20 protein-coding genes are annotated in these 19,708 nt (G+C 60.0%); 14 read left to right on the top strand and 6 right to left on the bottom strand.

Annotation, left to right across the window (positions count from 1 at the left end):
• Positions 1-36: 36 nt before the first annotated feature.
• The gene (gene gluQRS / locus FIV38_RS20385; protein ID WP_092233385.1) at positions 37-924 is read right to left on the bottom strand and encodes a tRNA glutamyl-Q(34) synthetase GluQRS; all 888 of its coding nucleotides are present in this window, start codon (positions 922-924) and stop codon (positions 37-39) included.
• A gap of 84 nt (positions 925-1,008) precedes the next feature.
• Positions 1,009-1,443, bottom strand: coding sequence for an RNA polymerase-binding protein DksA (dksA, locus tag FIV38_RS20380; protein WP_029298940.1), 435 nt, complete (start codon positions 1,441-1,443; stop codon positions 1,009-1,011).
• A gap of 319 nt (positions 1,444-1,762) precedes the next feature.
• On the opposite strand from dksA, the gene FIV38_RS20375 reads away from it, so the two are divergent.
• A complete protein-coding gene (locus FIV38_RS20375; RefSeq protein ID WP_029298938.1) occupies positions 1,763-2,935 on the top strand; it encodes a pyridoxal phosphate-dependent aminotransferase in 1,173 nt (390 codons plus the stop codon).
• Positions 2,935-3,648 (top strand): DNA/RNA nuclease SfsA, encoded by a 714-nt coding sequence (sfsA, locus tag FIV38_RS20370; RefSeq protein ID WP_029298936.1) that lies wholly within the window; start codon positions 2,935-2,937, stop codon positions 3,646-3,648. The genes FIV38_RS20375 and sfsA overlap by 1 nt, the downstream gene beginning before the upstream one ends.
• Here the strand turns inward: sfsA and FIV38_RS20365 are convergent.
• Positions 3,645-3,962: a Rieske (2Fe-2S) protein gene (locus FIV38_RS20365; protein ID WP_029298934.1), complete on the bottom strand. Its 318-nt coding sequence runs from the start codon at positions 3,960-3,962 to the stop codon at positions 3,645-3,647. The genes sfsA and FIV38_RS20365 overlap by 4 nt on opposite strands.
• Before the next feature lie 184 nt (positions 3,963-4,146).
• On the opposite strand from FIV38_RS20365, the gene FIV38_RS20360 reads away from it, so the two are divergent.
• Genes FIV38_RS20360 through FIV38_RS20350 form a run of 3 tightly spaced genes read left to right on the top strand, consistent with a single transcriptional unit; the run spans position 4,147 to position 6,826 of the window.
• The gene (locus tag FIV38_RS20360) at positions 4,147-5,025 is read left to right on the top strand and encodes a heme/hemin ABC transporter substrate-binding protein (RefSeq protein WP_092233389.1); all 879 of its coding nucleotides are present in this window, start codon (positions 4,147-4,149) and stop codon (positions 5,023-5,025) included.
• Positions 5,022-6,059 carry a FecCD family ABC transporter permease gene (locus tag FIV38_RS20355; RefSeq protein WP_032862939.1) on the top strand — a complete coding sequence of 346 codons (1,038 nt, stop codon included), beginning with the start codon at positions 5,022-5,024 and terminating at the stop codon, positions 6,057-6,059. Before FIV38_RS20360 ends, FIV38_RS20355 begins: the two co-directional genes overlap by 4 nt.
• Positions 6,059-6,826, top strand: coding sequence for a heme ABC transporter ATP-binding protein (locus FIV38_RS20350; protein ID WP_029298928.1), 768 nt, complete (start codon positions 6,059-6,061; stop codon positions 6,824-6,826). The genes FIV38_RS20355 and FIV38_RS20350 overlap by 1 nt, the downstream gene beginning before the upstream one ends.
• Before the next feature lie 294 nt (positions 6,827-7,120).
• Here FIV38_RS20350 and FIV38_RS20345 read toward each other — a convergent pair whose 3' ends face one another.
• From FIV38_RS20345 to FIV38_RS20335, 3 genes are all read right to left on the bottom strand, one after another.
• Positions 7,121-7,393 (bottom strand): TfoX/Sxy family protein, encoded by a 273-nt coding sequence (locus FIV38_RS20345; RefSeq protein WP_029298926.1) that lies wholly within the window; start codon positions 7,391-7,393, stop codon positions 7,121-7,123.
• Positions 7,394-7,594: 201 nt separating this feature from the next.
• On the bottom strand, positions 7,595-7,939 hold the full coding sequence (locus tag FIV38_RS20340; RefSeq protein WP_070994367.1) for a pentapeptide repeat-containing protein: 345 nt from the start codon (positions 7,937-7,939) through the stop codon (positions 7,595-7,597).
• Positions 7,940-8,030: 91 nt separating this feature from the next.
• Complete coding sequence (locus FIV38_RS20335; RefSeq protein ID WP_092233392.1) at positions 8,031-9,587, bottom strand: bifunctional aminoglycoside phosphotransferase/ATP-binding protein; 1,557 nt, start codon at positions 9,585-9,587, stop codon at positions 8,031-8,033.
• A gap of 117 nt (positions 9,588-9,704) precedes the next feature.
• Between FIV38_RS20335 and mrcB the strand changes: the two genes are divergently transcribed.
• The 9 genes from mrcB to msrQ all read left to right on the top strand — a co-directional run bounded on the left by mrcB (position 9,705) and on the right by msrQ (position 19,518).
• Entirely contained in the window at positions 9,705-12,029 is a 2,325-nt protein-coding gene (gene mrcB, locus FIV38_RS20330; protein ID WP_029298920.1) for a penicillin-binding protein 1B, read from the top strand.
• Between the two features lie 16 nt (positions 12,030-12,045).
• Positions 12,046-12,777, top strand: coding sequence for a tetratricopeptide repeat protein (locus FIV38_RS20325; RefSeq protein ID WP_092233396.1), 732 nt, complete (start codon positions 12,046-12,048; stop codon positions 12,775-12,777).
• On the top strand, positions 12,777-13,106 hold the full coding sequence (locus FIV38_RS20320) for a YqcC family protein (protein ID WP_092233399.1): 330 nt from the start codon (positions 12,777-12,779) through the stop codon (positions 13,104-13,106). Before FIV38_RS20325 ends, FIV38_RS20320 begins: the two co-directional genes overlap by 1 nt.
• Positions 13,107-13,537: 431 nt before the next feature.
• A complete protein-coding gene (locus FIV38_RS20315; RefSeq protein WP_029298914.1) occupies positions 13,538-15,262 on the top strand; it encodes an acetolactate synthase 3 large subunit in 1,725 nt (574 codons plus the stop codon).
• Between the two features lie 2 nt (positions 15,263-15,264).
• A complete protein-coding gene (gene ilvN / locus FIV38_RS20310) occupies positions 15,265-15,756 on the top strand; it encodes an acetolactate synthase small subunit (protein WP_003176102.1) in 492 nt (163 codons plus the stop codon).
• 47 nt (positions 15,757-15,803) lie between these two features.
• Positions 15,804-16,820, top strand: a complete 1,017-nt coding sequence (gene ilvC, locus FIV38_RS20305; RefSeq protein ID WP_007948647.1) for a ketol-acid reductoisomerase — start codon at positions 15,804-15,806, stop codon at positions 16,818-16,820.
• 143 nt (positions 16,821-16,963) lie between these two features.
• A complete protein-coding gene (gene pssA, locus FIV38_RS20300) occupies positions 16,964-17,821 on the top strand; it encodes a CDP-diacylglycerol--serine O-phosphatidyltransferase (RefSeq protein ID WP_092233402.1) in 858 nt (285 codons plus the stop codon).
• Positions 17,822-17,884: 63 nt separating this feature from the next.
• A complete protein-coding gene (gene msrP, locus FIV38_RS20295) occupies positions 17,885-18,898 on the top strand; it encodes a protein-methionine-sulfoxide reductase catalytic subunit MsrP (RefSeq protein ID WP_092233405.1) in 1,014 nt (337 codons plus the stop codon).
• Positions 18,898-19,518 (top strand): protein-methionine-sulfoxide reductase heme-binding subunit MsrQ, encoded by a 621-nt coding sequence (gene msrQ, locus FIV38_RS20290; RefSeq protein WP_092233408.1) that lies wholly within the window; start codon positions 18,898-18,900, stop codon positions 19,516-19,518. Before msrP ends, msrQ begins: the two co-directional genes overlap by 1 nt.
• Positions 19,519-19,708 lie beyond the last annotated feature (190 nt).

Genomic DNA, 19,708 nt, shown 5'->3' with positions numbered 1-19,708 from the left:
CGATGTTAACGGATGGCTGGCAGGCTGCAAGCGCCTTCAGTGTAATTGCGCCTCGGCCAATGTGAGTGTGCGCGGGATCCGGGTGGCATCCCAGTGCGCAATGCCCCAATCCAGCAATTCTCGTGGGCTGGCATGGTGCAGTTCATCCCCCGGTTGTTGGCCGAGCGCGCGCAACGCCCTCAGTAGCAACGGCGTGGCCTGGTCGGGCGTCAACGGCGGGGAGCGATAGGATTTGCCCAGCTTGTTACCGTCCGGCTGGGTGATCAGGGGCACATGCAGGTAGCGCGGCTGGCGCAGGCCCAGCAGCTCCTGCAGGTACAACTGGCGCGGTGTGGAGTCCAGCAGGTCGGCGCCGCGCACGATATCGGTGACGCCTTGCCAGGCATCGTCGAGCACCACGGCCAGTTGATAGGCGTACAGGCCGTCGCGGCGGCGGATGATGAAATCGCCGACATCGCGCCCCAGGTGTTGTCGGAATTGGCCTTGAACACGGTCGGTGAAGTGGTATTCCAGCTCGGGAACACGTAGACGAATGGCGGCACCCTGCTGGTCGTGACCGGCATTGCGGCACAGGCCGGGGTAAATGCCGTTATACGCTTCCAGTTGCTTGCGTGAGCAGGTGCAGGCGTAGGCCAGGCCATGGTTGAACATATCGTTCAAAACTTTGGCGTAGGCATCATGCCGCTCGCTTTGGCGGACCAGTTCGCCGTCCCATTCAAAACCGTAGCTTTCCAGGGCATGCAGGATCGCCGCCTGGGCGCCGGGTTCTTCACGGGGTGGGTCGAGGTCTTCCATGCGCATCAGCCAGCGGCCGTGATTGGCGCGGGCGTCGAGGTAGGAGGCGAGGGCTGCAACCAGGGAGCCAAAGTGCAAATGGCCGCTGGGCGTGGGGGCGAAGCGCCCGATATAAGGAGAGGCTGTCATGGCCTGGATATTACTGGAAAACCGCCAAACTCCAGAAACAAAAATGGGGCGTTTGCACGCCCCATTCGTTCAGCCCGGCAGGGATTACTTGCCGACCTGTTTTTCCTTGATTTCGGCCAAGGTCTTGCAGTCTACGCACATGTCAGCAGTAGGACGGGCTTCCAGGCGACGAATGCCGATCTCGACGCCGCAGGATTCGCACCAGCCGTACTCTTCGTCTTCGATCAGTTGCAGCGTCTTGTCGATCTTCTTGATCAGCTTGCGCTCGCGATCACGGGCGCGCAGTTCAAGGCTGAACTCTTCTTCCTGGCTGGCACGGTCGGCCGGGTCAGGGAAGTTGGCTGCTTCGTCCTTCATGTGGTCAACCGTACGGTCGACCTCCTGCATCAAGTCCTGCTTCCATTTCTGCAGGATCTTGGTGAAGTGCTTGCGCATGGGCTCGCCCATGTACTCCTCGCCCTTCGTCTCGATGTAGGGTTCGAAGCCGCTGATGCTCTGTTGCTTTGCTTGGGTGGACATGAATAGACCGCCTCTCACTCTTCTAATCCATTGCGCAGGATTGCAACATCACCGACACCTGCCGGCCCTGCGGCTGCAAGCGGGCGAACTTACCAGATAGATTCGGGGTGCGCCACTCCCGGTTGTCTGGGCCCGTCACGCGGGGGTTGCAAACTGTTGCGACCCGCCATGGAAGGGCATCCACCGTCTCGAATGATGATTTTAGTCTTTTTGCAGGCGCTTGCCCGGCTCATCATCCCGGTCGGGCAGGCAATAGAACATGTTTTACCTCACGGGTTCGGTAGAATCCCGATTTTGTCCTCATTGTTAAGGAAGGCTAATGGCTCAGCCCTACAGTGCTCGCAGTCGTGCTATCGAACCGTTTCATGTCATGGCGTTGCTGGCGCGGGCCAATGAGTTGCAAGCTGCGGGCCATGATGTGATTCACCTGGAAATCGGCGAGCCGGACTTCACCACCGCCGAGCCGATCATCCAGGCCGGTCAGGCCGCGCTGGCCAATGGCAAGACCCGCTACACCGCCGCCCGTGGCCTGCCGGAGTTGCGCGAGGCCATCAGTGGTTTCTACCAGCAGCGCTACGGCTTGAATATCGACCCCGAGCGCATCCTGATCACCCCGGGCGGCTCCGGGGCCTTGCTCCTGGCCAGCAGCCTATTGGTGGATCCCGGCAAGCATTGGCTGCTGGCTGATCCCGGCTACCCCTGCAACCGGCACTTCCTGCGACTGGTGGAAGGCGCGGCGCAATTGGTGCCGGTCGGTCCCGAGGTGCGCTACCAACTGACCGCCGACTTGGTGGAGCGCTATTGGGACCAGGACAGTGTGGGGGCCTTGGTCGCCTCGCCGGCCAACCCGACCGGAACCATCCTGACCCGCGATGAGCTGGCCGGCCTGTCCAGTGCGATCAAAGCGCGCAATGGCCATCTGGTGGTGGATGAGATCTATCATGGCCTGACCTATGGCACTGATGCGGCCAGCGTGCTGGAAGTGGATGACGAGGCGTTTGTCCTAAACAGTTTTTCAAAGTATTTCGGCATGACCGGTTGGCGCCTGGGTTGGCTGGTGGCACCGCCCGCAGCCGTGGGCGAACTGGAGAAGCTGGCGCAGAACCTGTACATCAGTGCACCCAGCATGGCCCAGCATGCGGCATTGGCCTGTTTTACCCCGCAAACCCTGGCGATTCTCGAAGAGCGCCGGGCCGAGTTCGGGCGCCGGCGTGACTTTTTGTTGCCGGCCTTGCGTGAGTTGGGTTTCGGTATTGCGGTCGAGCCTGAGGGCGCGTTTTACCTGTATGCCGATATCAGCGCCTTTGGCGGTGATGCTTTCGCATTTTGCCGGCACTTTCTTGAAACCGAGCATGTGGCATTCACGCCGGGGTTGGATTTCGGTCGCTTCCAGGCGGGTCATCATGTGCGTTTTGCCTACACGCAAAACCTCGACCGTCTCCAGGAAGCCGTGGAGCGGATTGCCCGTGGCTTGCGGAGTTGGCAAGGCTGATGCTTTTTAATCCTCCTCTCGAAGAAGGCCGGCTGATTCGCCGTTACAAGCGTTTTCTGGCCGATATCGAAACCGCTACTGGCGAACTGCTCACCATCCACTGCCCGAACACCGGCTCGATGTTCAACTGCATGGTTGAGGGCGGCCCGGTCTGGTTCAGTCGCTCCAACGATCCCAAGCGCAAACTGCCGGGCACTTGGGAGATTGCGCAAACCCCCCAGGGCCGCCTGGCGTGCGTCAACACCGCGCGGGCCAACCCGTTGGTTGAAGAGGCGCTGAATGCCGGGGTGATCACGGAGCTCAACGGCTTTACCGCGTTAAAGCGTGAAGTACCCTACGGCCAGGAGAAGAGCCGTATCGACTTTCGCCTGGACTACCCTGGCGGCGCAGCCTATGTCGAAGTCAAAAGTGTCACCCTGGGCTTTGACGGCACGTCTATCGCGGCGTTTCCCGATGCGGTGACTCAGCGTGGCGCCAAGCACTTGCGGGAGTTGGCGCACCTGGCCCGTAGCGGTGTACGAGCCGTGCAGTTGTATTGCGTGAATCTGTCCGGCATTGATGGCGTAAGGCCCGCTGTGGAAATAGATGCGGGGTACGCCGTTGCGCTGCGCGAGGCCAAGGCTGCCGGGGTGGAAGTCCTGGCTTACGGCGTACAGGTGAGTGCCCAGCAAATCTGCATCGATCGCCCTTTGTTGGTGTTGCTCAACGATTAGAGTTGCACCCATAACCCCTGTGCATCTTCGCGGCCGGGCAGGGGCGTCAGGCTCTGGCCCGCGCAGGGGCCGGCGACGCATTCGCCGTTTTCGATCAGAAACAACGCGCCATGGGTGGCACATTGGATCATGCTCGCGCTGGGGTCGAGAAACCGGTCAGGTTGCCACTCCAGCGGTACGCCGCGATGAGGGCAACGGTTGATATAGAAATACACGCGGCCTTCGCGGCGTACGGCAAACAGCTTGCGGCCATCGAGATCGAAGCCGCGACTGCTGCCAGGGGCTAGTTCGTGGGAGGGGCACAGAAACTTCATAAGTGTTCTCAGGTGGCGCGGCTCAAGGGCTGTAGAGTGATCCGGGGTTTGCGGGTGAGCCCAGTGCTTGACGTGCAAATGCAAACAATTATCAAATGCCGGCTTCGCCCGTTGGCTGACTGCGTGCTCAGTACGATGCCAGGCGGTCATATGACTGACCCCACCCTTGGAAGGAAACCCTTTTATGCGCCTGAGTACCAGCGCTATTGCGCTTGTTGTTGGACTGCTGGTCAACCACGTGGCGCAAGCCGCTGAGCTGCCTCAACGCTGGGTCAGCGCCGGCGGTGCGTTGTCGGAGTGGGTGGCGGCCCTTGGCGGGGAGTCGAAGCTGGTGGGTGTCGATACTACCAGCCAGCATCCGCAGTCGCTCAAGGCGCTGCCGAGTATCGGTTACCAGCGCCAGCTCTCCGCCGAAGGGATCCTGAGCCTGCGCCCGCAGATCCTGGTGGGCACCGAGGAAATGGGGCCACCACCGGTGCTGGCGCAGATTCGTAACGCGGGGGTGCAAGTGGAACTGTTCTCCGCGCAACCGGACCTGCCGACCCTGCAAGGCAACCTGCAACACCTGGGCAAGTTGTTGGGGGCCGAAGACAAGGCCGCGGCACTGTTCAGTACTTATCAACAGCAACTGAACCTGCAGAAAAAGACCGTGACCCAGGCGCAAGCCCGGCAAAAGGCGCCCGGCGTGCTGCTGGTGCTCGGGCATGCCGGTGGCAAGCCGCTGATCGCTGGCACGGACACTGCCGCCGATTGGGTGTTGCAACAAGCGGGTGGGCGCAACCTGGCGACGCACAGCGGCTATAAGCAGTTTTCGGTTGAGTCGCTGGCGGAGTTGAGCCCAGAAGTGCTGGTGTTCTCCGACCGCGCCCTGAGTGGCGAGGCGGCCCGCGCGGCCTTGTTCAAAGAGAACCCGATTCTGGCGAAAACCTCGGCGGCCCAGTCAGGCCGGGTGTTTGAGTTGGACCCCACGCTGCTGGTCGGTGGCCTGGGCCCGCGATTGCCGGCTAGCCTGCAAGCTTTGTCCGCCGGGTTCTACCCCGTTAAAGCCCAAGCCGCCCCATGACCACTCTGGTTAAACCGCGTGCGCTGTTTATCGGCTTGAGCCTGTTGTGTGTATTGGCGATCTGGCTGTCCCTGGCCCTGGGGCCGGTCAGCCTGCCGTTGCTCGACACATTGCGCGCCGCCCTGCGCTTGCTGGGCGTGCCCATCGAGGCCCAGGGCCTGGAGCAGGCTGAACTGATTCTTGGCCAGATCCGCCTGCCGCGCACGTTGCTGGGGCTGGCGGTTGGCGGGGTGCTGGCGCTGTCGGGGGTGGCCATGCAGGGGTTGTTCCGTAACCCGTTGGCCGACCCGGGGCTGGTCGGGGTGTCCAGTGGGGCTGCGCTGGGGGCCGCGGTGGCCATCGTCGGCGGCGCGGCTTTCGGTGGCCTGCCGGACGCGGTGGGGCCGTATCTGCTGTCGCTGTGTGCATTTCTTGGTGGCTTGGGTGTGACTGCACTGGTGTATCGCCTGGGGCGTCGCGACGGCCAGACCAATGTTGCAACCATGCTCTTGGCCGGCATCGCCTTGACCGCCCTGGCGGCTTCGGCGGTGGGCCTGTTCACCTACCTGGCGGATGACGCCACTTTGCGCACCCTGACGTTCTGGAACCTGGGCAGCCTCAATGGCGCCAGCTACTCGCGGTTGTGGCCGTTGCTGCTGGTAAGTGCGGGCGTGGCGCTATGGCTGCCGCGCCGGGCCAAGGCGCTCAATGCCTTGCTCCTGGGCGAATCGGAGGCCAGCCATCTGGGGATCAATGTCGAGGGGCTCAAGCGCGAACTGGTGTTTTGCACGGCCCTTGGGGTGGGCGCAGCGGTCGCTGCTGCAGGGCTGATCGGTTTTGTCGGGTTGGTGGTGCCGCACCTGGTGCGGCTATTGGCGGGGCCGGATCACCGCGTGCTCCTGCCGGCCTCGGTGCTGGCGGGCGCGAGTCTGTTGCTGTTCGCCGATCTGGTGGCCCGCCTGGCGCTGGCGCCGGCTGAGTTGCCCATCGGCATTGTTACCGCCTTTATCGGTGCTCCGTTTTTTCTCTACCTGCTGTTGCGAGGACGCGCCTGATGCTGCGAGTGGAAAACCTGCAGATCCGCCGCGGTCGCAAAACCGTACTGGCCGATGTGACCCTTGACCTTCGGCCGGGTGAAGTATTGGGTGTGTTGGGCCCCAATGGAGCGGGTAAAAGTACCTTGCTGGGCGCGTTGTGCGCGCAATTGCATCCGGATGAAGGGCGAGTCTGGCTGGACGAACGCGAGCTCAAGGATTGGCAGGGCGCGCAACGGGCACAGCGGCTGGCGGTGCTGCCCCAGGTGTCGACCCTGGATTTTGCTTTTCGCGTCGAGGAAGTGGTGGGCATGGGGCGCTTGCCCCACCAAAGCGGGCGGGTACGCGACGATGAAATCATCGAAGCGGCCTTACGCGCTGCCGATGTAGGCCATTTGAGTGGACGTAGCTACCTGGCCCTGTCCGGCGGTGAGCGCCAGCGCGTGCACCTGGCGCGGGTGCTGGCGCAATTATGGCCGGGCGAGGCGGGGCAGACGTTATTGCTCGATGAGCCGACCTCGATGCTTGACCCCTTGCACCAGCACACCACCTTGCAGGCCATCCGCAGCTTCGCCGACCGTGGCGCCGCCGTGCTGGTGATCCTCCACGACTTGAACCTGGCGGCGCGCTACTGCGACCGCATCCTGCTGCTGGAGAACGGTCGTCCCCATGCCCTGGATACACCGACGCAAGTGTTGCGTCCTGAGCTGCTTAAGGCAGTGTTTGGCCTGGATGTGCTAGTGCAGCCCCATCCTGAACTCGGCCATCCACTGATCATCGCCCGTTAAAAACGGTAGGAGCCGGCAAGCCAGCTCCCACAAGGAATGCACTCGTGTGCCTGGGCCATAAAACGCAGGCAAAAAAAGACCCGGCAAGAGCCGGGTCAAATAACCGTGATTAGCCTGATGAGGAGATAATCTGAGAGTCCGAACCAATGGTCTTTCAGTTATCGGCTGATCTCGCGACCAGTTGTGATAGTCATAACGATTCTCATTTGAGAGTCAACATTTGTTTTTGCACCCTGGAAGGTTTTCCTCAAACGCTTGTTTGGAATCCCCGCAAACACTGGGCTTTGGCTCTTCTCAGTTCTTATTGCGTGCCGACAACGCTTCCAATTGGCGATTCAAGGCTTCCTTGCGCTCGGTTGGAATATCGTTCCAATGCACGTCCATCAATGCGCCCTCGATGGCATACAGCAGGACCTTTGAAGCCCGAAAGCCGCGGGTACGTACCGCCCGGTAGGCGTCTACCGCGCCCAGGCGACGCAGGTCCGAAGCGCTATGAATGCCCACCGCATGCAGCCATTGCGCCGAGGTCTTGCCAAGGTTTTTCAGGTGTTGCAGCTCATCATTCATCAAGCCTCCTTGCGACGGCCGAATGGTTCGGTGGGTATCGTGACCAGGCAAGCCTGAAAGGAGTGTAGCGCTCAGTAGGAAAAGCGTAGTTGTTTGCTCAGAAACGACGTAAACGCTTCTAAGGCTGACGCTGGAATCTTGACGGTGGCAGGTGCCGGCCCCCAGCCCGCATTGCGCGCAGCTGGGTATCAAGGTGTACGGTCAGCGGGTGCGGTAACGCAGGCGAGTGCCGAAATTGACCGACATGAGGATCTCGTCAGCGCTCAGTTCTGGGGGGAAGTAAGTGCCCGAGATCTGCGCATGGGCCAAGCTCGCGCCTTCCAGCGCGCAGTCGCGCAAGTCCAGGCCACGCAGGTCGGCAGAACGGAAATAGGCGTCGGTAAAATCCACGCCCTCGGCGTCCAGGTGACGCAGGTCGAGCCCGCGGAAGTCGCCGCCGCGCATATCTATGACGCCATCCTTGGGGCGCTCCTGATTGAAGCCACGGATGTCATCTTTATGCAGCAGCGCGTAGAGCGGGGTATCAAGCAGCTTCGGCTGGCCCATGGCGGCATCTCCTGTTGGACTTATAATGCCATTATAGTGCCACTATTTCCGGCCGTGAGCTGTTAACGGCATCACGGCCAGGAAATATTTCTTACAACCCTGGCAGGTGCTGGCGAACATGGGCAACCAGCGCGTCCAGCGTCCCGCTCTCATTGGTCTCGACCCGCTTGCTCAGCAGCAGCTCTTCGGCGCCCAGGGGATCACGGCTGGCTTGCTGCTGTTCAATGACCGCCAGGGTGGCGTCGGACGGATCGTTTTTATCTGCCTGACGTTTTGCCAGCCAGCTAGCGATAACCGCCTGCGGTGCATTGCAATCCAGGATCAGGAATGGCGCGCCGGTGGCTTCTGCGACTTTGGCGGCAGCGTCTCGTTGCTCGCGTTTGAGGTAGGTTGCGTCCAGGACCACCGGGAAGCCTGCGCGCAGCACGGTTTCGGCGAGGGTATTCAGGCGCGCGTAGGTCGCGGCACTGGCGTCCGAGGCATAGATCCCGGCTTGCGGAGTGTTCTCCACCTGCTGCTCGCCGAACAGGCGTTTACGCTCGACATCCGAGCGCAGGCGAATGGCGCCCAGCGCGTCCACCAGGCGCATCGCCACATGGCTCTTGCCGGTCGCCGACACGCCATGGGTAATTGCCAGGAAGCGCGAGGGGATCGTGCTGTAGCTTTCGGCCAGGTTGGCGTAGTTGCGGTATTGGCGCAGGGTGGTTGCACGTTCGACCGGAGTTGCCTCGGACGGCATGCTGAACAGCGCGACCTTGGCGCGGACCAGCGCGCGGTAGGCTTTGTAGAAGTTCAGCAGCTCCAGGCTCTGGTAGTCGCCGGTCAGCTCCAGGTACTGGCTGATAAAACGCCGGGCCAGGGACTTGAGACCACGGTCTTCCAGATCCATGGCCAGGAAGCCGGTGTCGGCGCACACGTCGGTGAAGCGGAACGGTTCGTTGAACTCGATGCAATCGAAGATCACCACGTGCCCGTCGATCATGGTCGCGTTGCCCAGGTGGATATCACCGTGGCACTCGCGGATAAAACCATTGAGCTTGCGCTGCTCCAGCAGGGGCTTGAGGCGTTCAAAGCTGCTCTCGGCCCAGGCTTGCAGTGCTTCCAGTTGGGCCAGGTCGGCCTTGTCGCTGAGGAACGGAAGAATCTGCTCGAAGTTCTGCCGCACCGGCGCCATCACTTCGTTCGGGGTGCCGGCCGGATGTGCCTCGGGAACCTTGGGCGCGTTCAGGTGAAATTGCGCAATCTGGCTAGCCATCTCATCAATGTGGCCACTGGTCAGCTCGCCGTTGGCCTGCAAGGTACTCAGCAGTTGGCTTTGCGGGAACTGGCGCATTTTCAGCACATGTTCGATGGCGGGGCCTTCGCCGCCCAGTTGCGGTGCTTCAACGCTGCCGGTGATCGGCAACACTTCAAGATACAAATCTTGCGTCAGGCGTTGGTTCAGGCGCAGCTCTTCGTTGCAGAAGTGGGCGCGGGCATCCAGTTGGGTGAAGTCGAGGAAGCCGAAGTTCACCGGTTTCTTGATTTTATAGGCAAAGGGACCGGTGAGCAGGACCCAGGAAATATGGGTTTCGATGACTTGAAACGTTTCGACCGGATGAGGAAACAGGGCCGGGTTTTGCAGGGCGGCAATCAGGGGCTGGCTCACGGGCGATCCTTCGGAGTCTGGGAAAATAATGGAGCGCATTATGGCCGCTCAAGCCGGTCATGCAAACCGCCGTCCGGTTCATGTTGATCATCAATAAAGTGCGTATAATCCGCCGCCATGACTCGTACTCGATCTCCCCGTTCCCGTAAAAAACCTCCTTCCCGCAGCCTGCGCCCCTGGTTGGGCTGGGCGCTCAAGCTCGGCCTGGTGGGCCTAGTGGTGATCGCCGGCATCGCGGTCTACCTCGATGCGGTGGTGCAGGAGAAGTTCTCTGGCAAGCGCTGGACCATCCCGGCGAAGGTCTACGCTCGCCCGCTGGAACTGTTTACCGGCCAGAAGCTGAGCAAGGCCGACTTTCTCACCGAACTCGATGCGTTGGGCTACCGGCGCGAAGCCGTGGCCAATGGTCCGGGGGCGGCGGCGGTCAGCGGCAATACCGTGGATCTGAACACCCGCGGCTTCCAGTTCTACGAGGGCCTCGAAAAGGCGCAGCCGGTGCGCGTGCGCTTCTCCGGGGACTACGTGGCTGAGCTTTCTGCACTCAATGGCGGCAAGCTGCCGGTGGTGCGCCTTGAACCATTGTTGATCGGCGGGATTTACCCGAAGAACCTTGAAGATCGCATCCTGATCAAGATCGATCAGGTGCCGCCGTATCTGCTGGAAACCCTGGTTGCGGTCGAAGACCGGGATTTCTATAGCCACTGGGGCGTATCGCCCAAGTCCATCGCCCGCGCCATCTGGGTCAACACATCGGGTGGGCGGATGACCCAGGGCGGCAGTACCCTGACGCAACAATTGGTCAAGAACTTCTACCTGACCAGCGAACGCAGCCTGACCCGTAAACTCACCGAAGCCATGATGGCGATGCTGCTGGAGTTGCATTACAGCAAGCAGGAGATTCTGGAGGCCTACCTCAACGAGGTGTTCGTCGGCCAGGATGGTCAGCGCGCGGTGCACGGTTTCGGCCTGGCCAGTCAGTTCTTCTTCGGCCAGCCATTGTCCGAGCTCAAGTTGCACCAAGTGGCGCTGCTGGTGGGCATGGTCAAGGGACCGTCCTATTACAACCCGCGCCGCAACCCGGAACGGGCCCTGGAGCGCCGCAACCTGGTGCTCGATGTGCTGGAGCAGCAGGGCGTTGCGACCGCTGAACAGGTTGCTGCTGCGAAGAAGATGCCCCTGGGTGTCACCACCCGTGGCAAGCTGGCCGACAGTTCCTTCCCCGGCTTTATCGACCTGGTCAAACGCCAGTTGCGCGAAGACTATCGTGACGAAGACTTGACCGAAGAAGGCCTGCGGATCTTTACCAGTTTCGACCCGATTCTGCAGATGAAGGCCGAAGCCTCGGTCAGCGATACCTTCAAGCGCCTGGCCGGGCGTAAAGGCTCGGACGAAGTCGAAGCCGCCATGGTGGTGACCAATCCGGAGACCGGCGAGGTCCAGGCCATGATCGGCAGCCGCCAGGCCAGCTTCGCCGGTTTCAATCGGGCGCTGGATGCCGTGCGGCCGATTGGCTCGCTGATCAAGCCGGCGGTGTACCTCACCGCGCTGGAAAAACCGAGCAAATACACCCTGACCAGTTGGCTGTCCGACGAAGCGTTTTCGGTCAAGGGCGCCGACGGCCAGGTGTGGAAGCCGCAGAACTATGATCGTCGCTCCCACGGCACCGTATTCCTGTACCAGGGGCTGGCGCATTCCTACAACCTGTCCACGGCGCGGCTAGGCCTGGAACTGGGTGTGCCGAATGTGCTCAAGACGCTGGCGCGGCTGGGCGTCAGCCGCGAGTTCCCGGCGTTCCCGTCGATGTTGCTGGGCGCGGGGGGCTTGAGCCCGATGGAAGTGGCAACCATGTACCAGACCCTCGCCAACGGTGGTTTCAATACGCCGATGCGCGGGATCCGTAGTGTGCTCACGGCGGAAGGCGAACCGCTCAAGCGCTACCCGTTCCAGATCGAGCAGCGCTTTGATCCGGCCTCCATCTACCTGATCCAGAACGCCATGCAGCGCGTCATGCGCGAAGGTACCGGGCGGTCGGTGTATAGCTCACTGCCGGGCAACCTGACGCTGGCTGGCAAAACCGGTACCAGTAACGATTCCCGTGACAGTTGGTTCGCCGGTTTCAGCCAGGACCTACTTGCGGTGGTATGGCTGGGGCGCGATGACAACGGCAAGACACCCTTTACCGGCGCGACCGGCGCGTTGCAGGTCTGGACCAGCTTTATGCGCAAGGCCGACCCGCTGCCACTGAACATGCCACAACCTGACAATATCGTTCAGGCCTGGATCGACCCCCATACCGGCCAGGGCTCCGATGCCAACTGTCCGGGCGCGGTGCAGATGCCGTATATTCGCGGCAGCGAACCGCCAGCCGGCGCTCCGTGTGGCACAGGTGTGCCCACAGACGCGGATTCGGTGATGGATTGGGTCAAGGGCTGGATGAATTAAGCAAAGAGGATTTCAAGTGAACAAGTGGTTGATTCCGGCTATTACAACGTTAGCTTTGCTCAGTGGTTGCTCCAGCGTGCAGCGCGGCTCCATCCCTGTGGTGGATTCCGGCACGGCTGTGTCCAACAATGATCGGATTTCGGCCAATGGCGGCTTTCGCCAGACCGTGACCACCCGTCCCAACCCTGCCACGACCCAGGCCGTGCCGCAGGATTCTGGCGTGGTAGTGATGGTCCCTGGCGGAGGCGCCACCACGTCAGCGCCGATCAGCTCCGCGCCTTGGACGCCGGGCCCGATTACACCAGGGCCGTCGAATTCCGCGCCGATTGATACGGCGCCGATCAACCAGGGTTCCTACAACATGCCGTCGACACCGAGCGGGATTCCTTCGGCCAATGCTGGCGGCTTGTCTGCCGACGAGCAGTTGGACGGCCCGGTCCTGGCCTTGCTCACCACCGCGCAGCAACAGCAGGCCGGTGGCGACTTGAACGGCGCATCGTCCAGCCTCGAGCGCGCCCAGCGTGTTGCACCACGTGAGCCGCAGGTGCTCTACCGTCTGGCGCAAGTGCGCATGGCCCAGGGTGACGTGCCGCAAGCTGAACAGTTCGCCCGTCGTGGCTTGACCATGGCCAACGGTCGTCCTGATCTGCAGGCCAGCCTGTGGGCCTTGATTGGTGATGCACGTGCCGCGCAAGGTGATGCTGCCGGCGCCGCCCAGGCCCGGCAAAAAGCCAAGGTCAGCCTCTGATGGATTCGCGTTTTCCGGCGATTGCCGAACAGTTGTTGTTGATTGAGCGTGAACTGCGTGTGCAGGGCTGGTGGGATGATGTGTCTCCCAGTGTCGAGGCGCTGAGCAGCGTCGAGCCGTTTTCTGTCGATACCCTGGACTTTCACCAGTGGTTGCAGTGGGTTTTCCTGGCCCGGATGAAACAGATCCTGGAACAGGACTTGCCGCTGCCCAATGCGTCGGGAATCCTGGAGATGGCCGAGATGGTCTACGCCGATCGTCCGCGCGAGAGCCTCGGCTTGCGCAATGCGCTGAAAAAGTTCGACCAACTGATCGTCGACGCTCGTTAATTGCCTGACTGCCGGGTTTTCCGGCAGTCTTGCGCACATTTCTACCGCTTGACGACATTCAGGCGAGTTTTATCCCTCCTCAAACCCCTTTCTTCTTCGTTCTCATGCGCTTACTTGGAAAAAAGCGCAATTATTGCTTGACTTGAAGAGGCTGAAACAGAAGAATCCAAAGTCCGCTGTATCGGGACTGCCAGAAGCAGGCCCGCTCAGCAGATCATGAGGCGCACATCCGCGCCGACCTGTTACACCCGCAACGCGTTACCTCGCGCTGGGTGGGAAAAGCCCGCAACACTTGGGACGATCCCAATACTTGCTCAGTCAGTGCTGACGTAGTCGGCGACCACCGTCGCTCATGCTCTGTTGAGAAGTAAACCTATTAAGACCCGTCGGTTTTCAACGGACGGTATTCTGGCGTTTTAGAGGTGAACAACGTGGAGCTTTTATCTGGTGGTGAGATGCTCGTCCGCTTTTTGCGTGACGAAGGCGTCGACTATATCTACGGGTACCCAGGTGGTGCTCTGCTGCATGTCTACGACGCACTGTTCAAGGAACCTGGTGTTACCCACATCCTGGTTCGCCACGAACAGGCCGCGACCCATATGGCTGACGGTTACGCCCGTGCCACCGGTAAAGCCGGCGTGGTGCTGGTAACGTCCGGCCCAGGCGCAACCAATGCCATTACCGGCATCGCGACTGCTTATATGGACTCCATTCCGATGGTGATCATTTCCGGCCAGGTGCCTAGCACCATGGTTGGTACCGATGCATTCCAGGAAACCGATATGATCGGTATCTCCCGGCCGATCGTGAAACACAGCTTCATGATCAAGCATCCGTCGGAGATCCCGGACGTCATGAAAAAGGCCTTCTACCTCGCACAGTCCGGTCGCCCGGGGCCTGTGGTGGTCGATATCCCGAAAGACATGACCAACCCGGCGGAAAAATTCGAATACGTCTTCCCCAAGAAAGCCAAGCTGCGTTCCTACAGCCCGGCCGTTCGTGGGCACTCGGGGCAGATCCGCAAGGCCGCAGAAATGCTCCTGGCGGCCAAGCGTCCGGTGCTGTACTCCGGTGGTGGGGTGATCCTGGGTGGTGGTTCCGCACCTTTGACCGAATTGGCCAAGATGCTCAACCTGCCGGTGACCAACACCTTGATGGGCCTCGGTGCCTTCCCGGGTTCGGATCGTCAGTTCGTCGGCATGCTCGGCATGCACGGCAGCTACACGGCCAACCTGACCATGCACCATGCCGACGTGATTTTGGCCGTGGGTGCGCGGTTCGATGACCGGGTGATCAACGGCGCGAGCAAGTTCTGCCCGAATGCCAAAATCATCCACATCGACATCGACCCGGCGTCCATCTCCAAGACCATCAAGGCCGACGTGCCGATCGTAGGTCCAGTGGAAAGCGTATTGACCGAAATGGTCGCCGCGCTCAAGGACATTGGCGAGACGCCGAACAAGGAGTCCGTTGCCAGTTGGTGGAAGCAGATCGACGAATGGCGTGGTGACCGCGGCCTGTTCCCTTACGACAAGGGCGACGGCAGCATCATCAAGCCACAGACCGTGATCGAAACCCTGTGCGAAGTGACCAAGGGCGACGCCTTTGTGACCTCCGACGTGGGCCAGCACCAGATGTTCGCCGCGCAGTACTACAAGTTCGACAAGCCTAACCGCTGGATCAACTCCGGTGGCCTGGGCACGATGGGCTTTGGTTTCCCTGCGGCCATGGGTGTGAAGCTGAGCTTCCCCGACACCGACGTTGCGTGCGTGACCGGTGAGGGCAGTATCCAGATGAACATCCAGGAGCTGTCGACCTGCCTGCAGTATGGCTTGCCGGTGAAGATCGTCTGCCTGAACAACGGTGTACTGGGCATGGTTCGCCAGTGGCAGGACATGAGCTACAACAGCCGTCACTCCCATTCCTACATGGAATCGCTGCCTGATTTCGTCAAGCTGGTTGAAGCCTATGGCCATGTCGGCATGCGCATCACTGATTTGAAGGATCTGAAGCCGAAGATGGAAGAGGCGTTCGCCATGAAGGATCGCCTGGTGTTCATCGACATCCAGGTCGACACCAGCGAGCACGTCTACCCGATGCAGATCAAAGACGGCTCTATGCGCGACATGTGGCTGAACAAGACGGAGCGAACCTAATCATGCGGCACATTATCTCCCTGCTTCTGGAGAACGAACCCGGCGCTCTGTCTCGTGTGGTCGGCCTGTTTTCGCAACGCAACTACAACATCGAAAGCCTGACCGTGGCCCCGACCGAAGACCCGACCCTGTCGCGCCTGACGTTGACTACTGTAGGTCACGATGAGGTGATCGAGCAGATCACCAAGAACCTCAACAAGCTGATCGAAGTGGTCAAGCTGGTCGATCTGTCGGAAAGTGCCCACATCGAGCGTGAGCTGATGCTGGTTAAAGTCAAGGCTACGGGTGCCCAACGTGCCGAGATCAAGCGCACTACCGATATTTATCGTGGGCAGATCGTCGATGTGAGCGCCAGCGTTTATACCGTGCAACTGACCGGTACAAGCGACAAGCTGGACAGCTTCATCCAGTCGATCGGGACGGCCTCGATTCTGGAAACCGTACGCAGTGGTGTCACCGGGATTGCCCGTGGCGACAAAGTACTCAGCATCTAACCCAAATTAGTGAATGGCCTTACGGCCTGGATATATAGAGGAACCTCATGAAAGTTTATTACGAAAAAGATTGTGACCTGTCGATCATCCAGGGCAAAAAAGTCGCCATCATCGGCTACGGTTCCCAGGGCCACGCTCAAGCGTGCAACCTGAAAGACTCCGGCGTTGACGTGACTGTTGGCCTGCGCAAAGGCTCGGCGACCGTTGCCAAGGCCGAGGCTCATGGCCTGAAAGTGACTGACGTTGCTTCCGCTGTTGCTGCTGCCGACCTGGTCATGATCCTGACCCCGGACGAGTTCCAGTCCGCGCTGTACAAGAACGAAATCGAACCGAACATCAAGAAGGGCGCTACCCTGGCCTTCTCCCACGGCTTCGCGATCCACTACAACCAGGTTGTGCCGCGCGCTGACCTCGACGTGATCATGATCGCGCCGAAAGCACCGGGCCACACCGTGCGTTCCGAGTTCGTCAAGGGCGGCGGTATCCCTGACCTGATCGCGATCTACCAGGACGCCTCGGGCAACGCCAAGAACGTTGCACTGTCCTACGCTGCTGGCGTTGGTGGTGGTCGTACCGGCATCATCGAAACCACCTTCAAGGACGAGACCGAAACCGACCTGTTCGGCGAGCAGGCTGTTCTGTGCGGCGGTACCGTCGAGCTGGTAAAAGCCGGTTTCGAAACCCTGGTTGAAGCTGGCTACGCGCCGGAAATGGCCTACTTCGAGTGCCTGCACGAACTGAAGCTGATCGTTGACCTCATGTACGAAGGCGGTATCGCCAACATGAACTACTCGATCTCCAACAACGCTGAATACGGCGAGTATGTGACCGGCCCGGAAGTGATCAACGCCGAATCCCGTCAGGCCATGCGCAACGCCCTGAAACGTATTCAGGACGGCGAGTACGCCAAAATGTTCATCAGCGAAGGCGCAACCGGCTACCCTTCGATGACCGCCAAGCGTCGTAACAACGCCGCTCACGGTATCGAAATCATCGGCGAGCAACTGCGCTCCATGATGCCGTGGATCGGTGCCAACAAGATCGTCGACAAAGCCAAGAACTAAGTCGTACGGATCAAGTGAAAACGCGGCCTAGGCCGCGTTTTTTCGTTTGAGGGCTGGTTCTGGTATAAAGCTGCATCGTTTGCGGGCGAACACTCGCCGCAAGTGTCTGTCGAATTTTTTCACACCGTTGCAAGGTAAAGTCCATGAGCGAACGTCCCGAAGAGCCAAACCAGGCCTCTGACGCCGAAAGCCTGCTACCGATCGATGAGCATGTCGAAGAAGGGCATGACGCGGAAGGCCGCAAGGTCCGGCATCGTGGCATCTATCTTCTGCCCAACCTGTTCACCACGGCGAACCTGTTTGCCGGTTTCTACTCCATCATCAATTCCATGAGTGCCCAGAGCGCATTGGCGGCAGGTGATGCGGCGAGTGCCAGCAAATATTTCGGTTTTGCCGCCATCGCGATCTTCGTGGCCATGGTGCTCGACGGCCTTGATGGGCGCGTGGCGCGGATGACCAATACCCAAAGCGCCTTCGGTGCCGAGTACGACTCGCTGTCGGACATGGTTGCCTTTGGTGTCGCACCTGCGTTGTTGGCGTTTGCCTGGGCGCTGGGGGATATGGGCAAGGTTGGCTGGATGGTTGCCTTCATCTATGTGGCGGGAGCTGCGTTGCGTCTGGCGCGCTTCAATACCCAGGTAGGCACTGCCGACAAGCGCTACTTCATTGGCCTGGCCAGCCCTGCTGCGGCAGGTGTGGTGGCAGGTATTGTCTGGGCGTTCAGTGACTATGGTATCCAGGGGTCGAAGATGTCGTTCCTGGTAGCCTTGATGGTCGCGGCGGCTGGCATGCTGATGGTCAGCAACATCAAGTACAACAGCTTCAAGGAGCTCGACCTGAAGGGGCGGGTGCCTTTCGTGGCAATTCTGGTGGTGGTGCTGGTTTTCGCGGTCGTCTTCAGCGATCCGCCGCGGATTCTGCTGCTGGCGTTCCTGGTATATGCCGCTTCGGGTCCGGTTCAGTACCTGTTGCATCTTCGCCGGGACAAAACATTGCCTTAATGTAATTTCCCACATACTCCGCAGTCTATTGGTGCATCAGTTCTCCAATGCTGCGGAGTTGCCATGTTAATCAAATTGCCCAAAGCGTCCGACTGCCACGAATCGGATGTCACCCCAGAATCCCTCTATTTCTCCCGTCGCAGTTTGCTCGGTGGCGCGCTTGCCGGTATTGCGGCCAGTAGCCTGCCGCGTTGGGCGAGTGCGGCTGACACTGCGCGTTATGCTGATGTCGAGCCCGGCAAGGCGCCTGGCTGGTTCGCCGAAAAGCTTCCAGGTACGCAATGGCAGGCAGTGACGGTAAAAGATGAGGCCATCACCCCGTTCAAAGATGCGACCCACTACAACAACTTCTATGAGTTCGGTACAGACAAGGGCGACCCCGCGGCAAATGCCGGGCCGCTCAAGACCGAGCCATGGAGTGTCGTAATTGATGGCGAGGTTGCGAAACCGGGGCGTTACGCCTTGGAAGACTTCATGAAACCGTACCAGTTAGAAGAGCGGATCTATCGTCTGCGCTGTGTCGAGGCTTGGTCGATGGTCATTCCCTGGATGGGGTTCCCCATATCAGCCCTGCTGAAGCAGGTTGAGCCGACCTCCAAGGCCAAGTACATCCGCTTTGAAACCCTCCAAGACCCCAAGAGCATGCCGGGCCAGCGTTCGAGCTTCGGCCTGATCGACTGGCCTTATGTAGAAGGGTTGCGCCTGGATGAAGCGATGAACCCTCTGGCGATCCTGGCAGTGGGCATGTATGGGCGTGAATTGCCCAACCAGAACGGTGCGCCGCTGCGTTTGGTGGTGCCATGGAAGTATGGTTTCAAGAGTGTGAAGTCCATCGTGCGGATCAGCCTGGTAAGTGAGCAGCCGAAAACTACCTGGCAAAGCATTGCGGCGGATGAGTATGGGTTTTATGCGAATGTGAATCCCACGGTCGACCATCCGCGCTGGACCCAGGCGCGAGAACGACGCCTGCCCAGTGGTTTATTCAGCCCGAATGTGCGCGAGACGCAGATGTTCAACGGTTACTCGGAAGAGGTCGCCTCTCTTTATACGGGTCTTGATCTGCGGAAGAACTATTGATGCGTTACCCCATCTGGCGCGTTGGCGTCTTTATAGCAGCGGCGGTGTGGCCGTTGTATTGGTTGTATGAGGCCTGGAGTTTGGCCTTGGGGCCTGATCCCGGCAAAGTGCTGGTTGATCGCCTGGGGTTGGGGACGCTGATCCTGTTGCTGGTCACCCTGGGGATGACGCCTCTGCAAAAGCTCAGCGGTTGGGCAGGGTGGATCGCTGTGCGTCGACAGCTGGGGTTGTGGTGTTTTGCCTATGTGGTGTTGCACCTCGCGGCTTACTGCGTATTTATCCTAGGGTTGGATTGGTCGCAATTGGGCGTGGAGTTACGCAAGCGGCCCTACATTATTGTGGGGGCGTTGGGTTTCCTGTGTTTGCTGGCGTTGGCGGTGACCTCCAATCGCTACAGCCAGCGTCGGCTGGGGAGCCGTTGGAAGAAGCTGCATCGCTTGGTGTACGTGATTCTGGGGCTTGGTTTATTGCATATGCTTTGGATCGTACGGGCTGATCTGAAGGAGTGGGCTATCTATGCTTCTATAGGCGCGTTGCTCTTGCTCCTGCGGATCCCGCCTGTGATGCGTCGAATCCCGCGTCTTATGGCTAAAAAAGCACCATCTGCAACAAAAGTGTAATTAGTCCTTGACCGCAGAATCAGGAAGTCTATAATTCGCCCCACTTCCGGCGCAGTCGAAACTGAAAACTCCTTGGTAAACAATGAGTTATGCGAGATTCGACAGCAAGTTGCTTCAGTTCATCGAAGCCAAAAGGAAGTTGAAAAAGAGGTGTTGACAGCAGCGTGTAACGCTGTAGAATTCGCCTCCC

The sequence above is a fragment of the Pseudomonas proteolytica genome (assembly GCF_007858275.1).
In the GTDB taxonomy this organism is placed as follows: domain Bacteria; phylum Pseudomonadota; class Gammaproteobacteria; order Pseudomonadales; family Pseudomonadaceae; genus Aquipseudomonas; species Aquipseudomonas proteolytica.
This window is presented reverse-complemented; position numbering and strand designations above follow the sequence as displayed.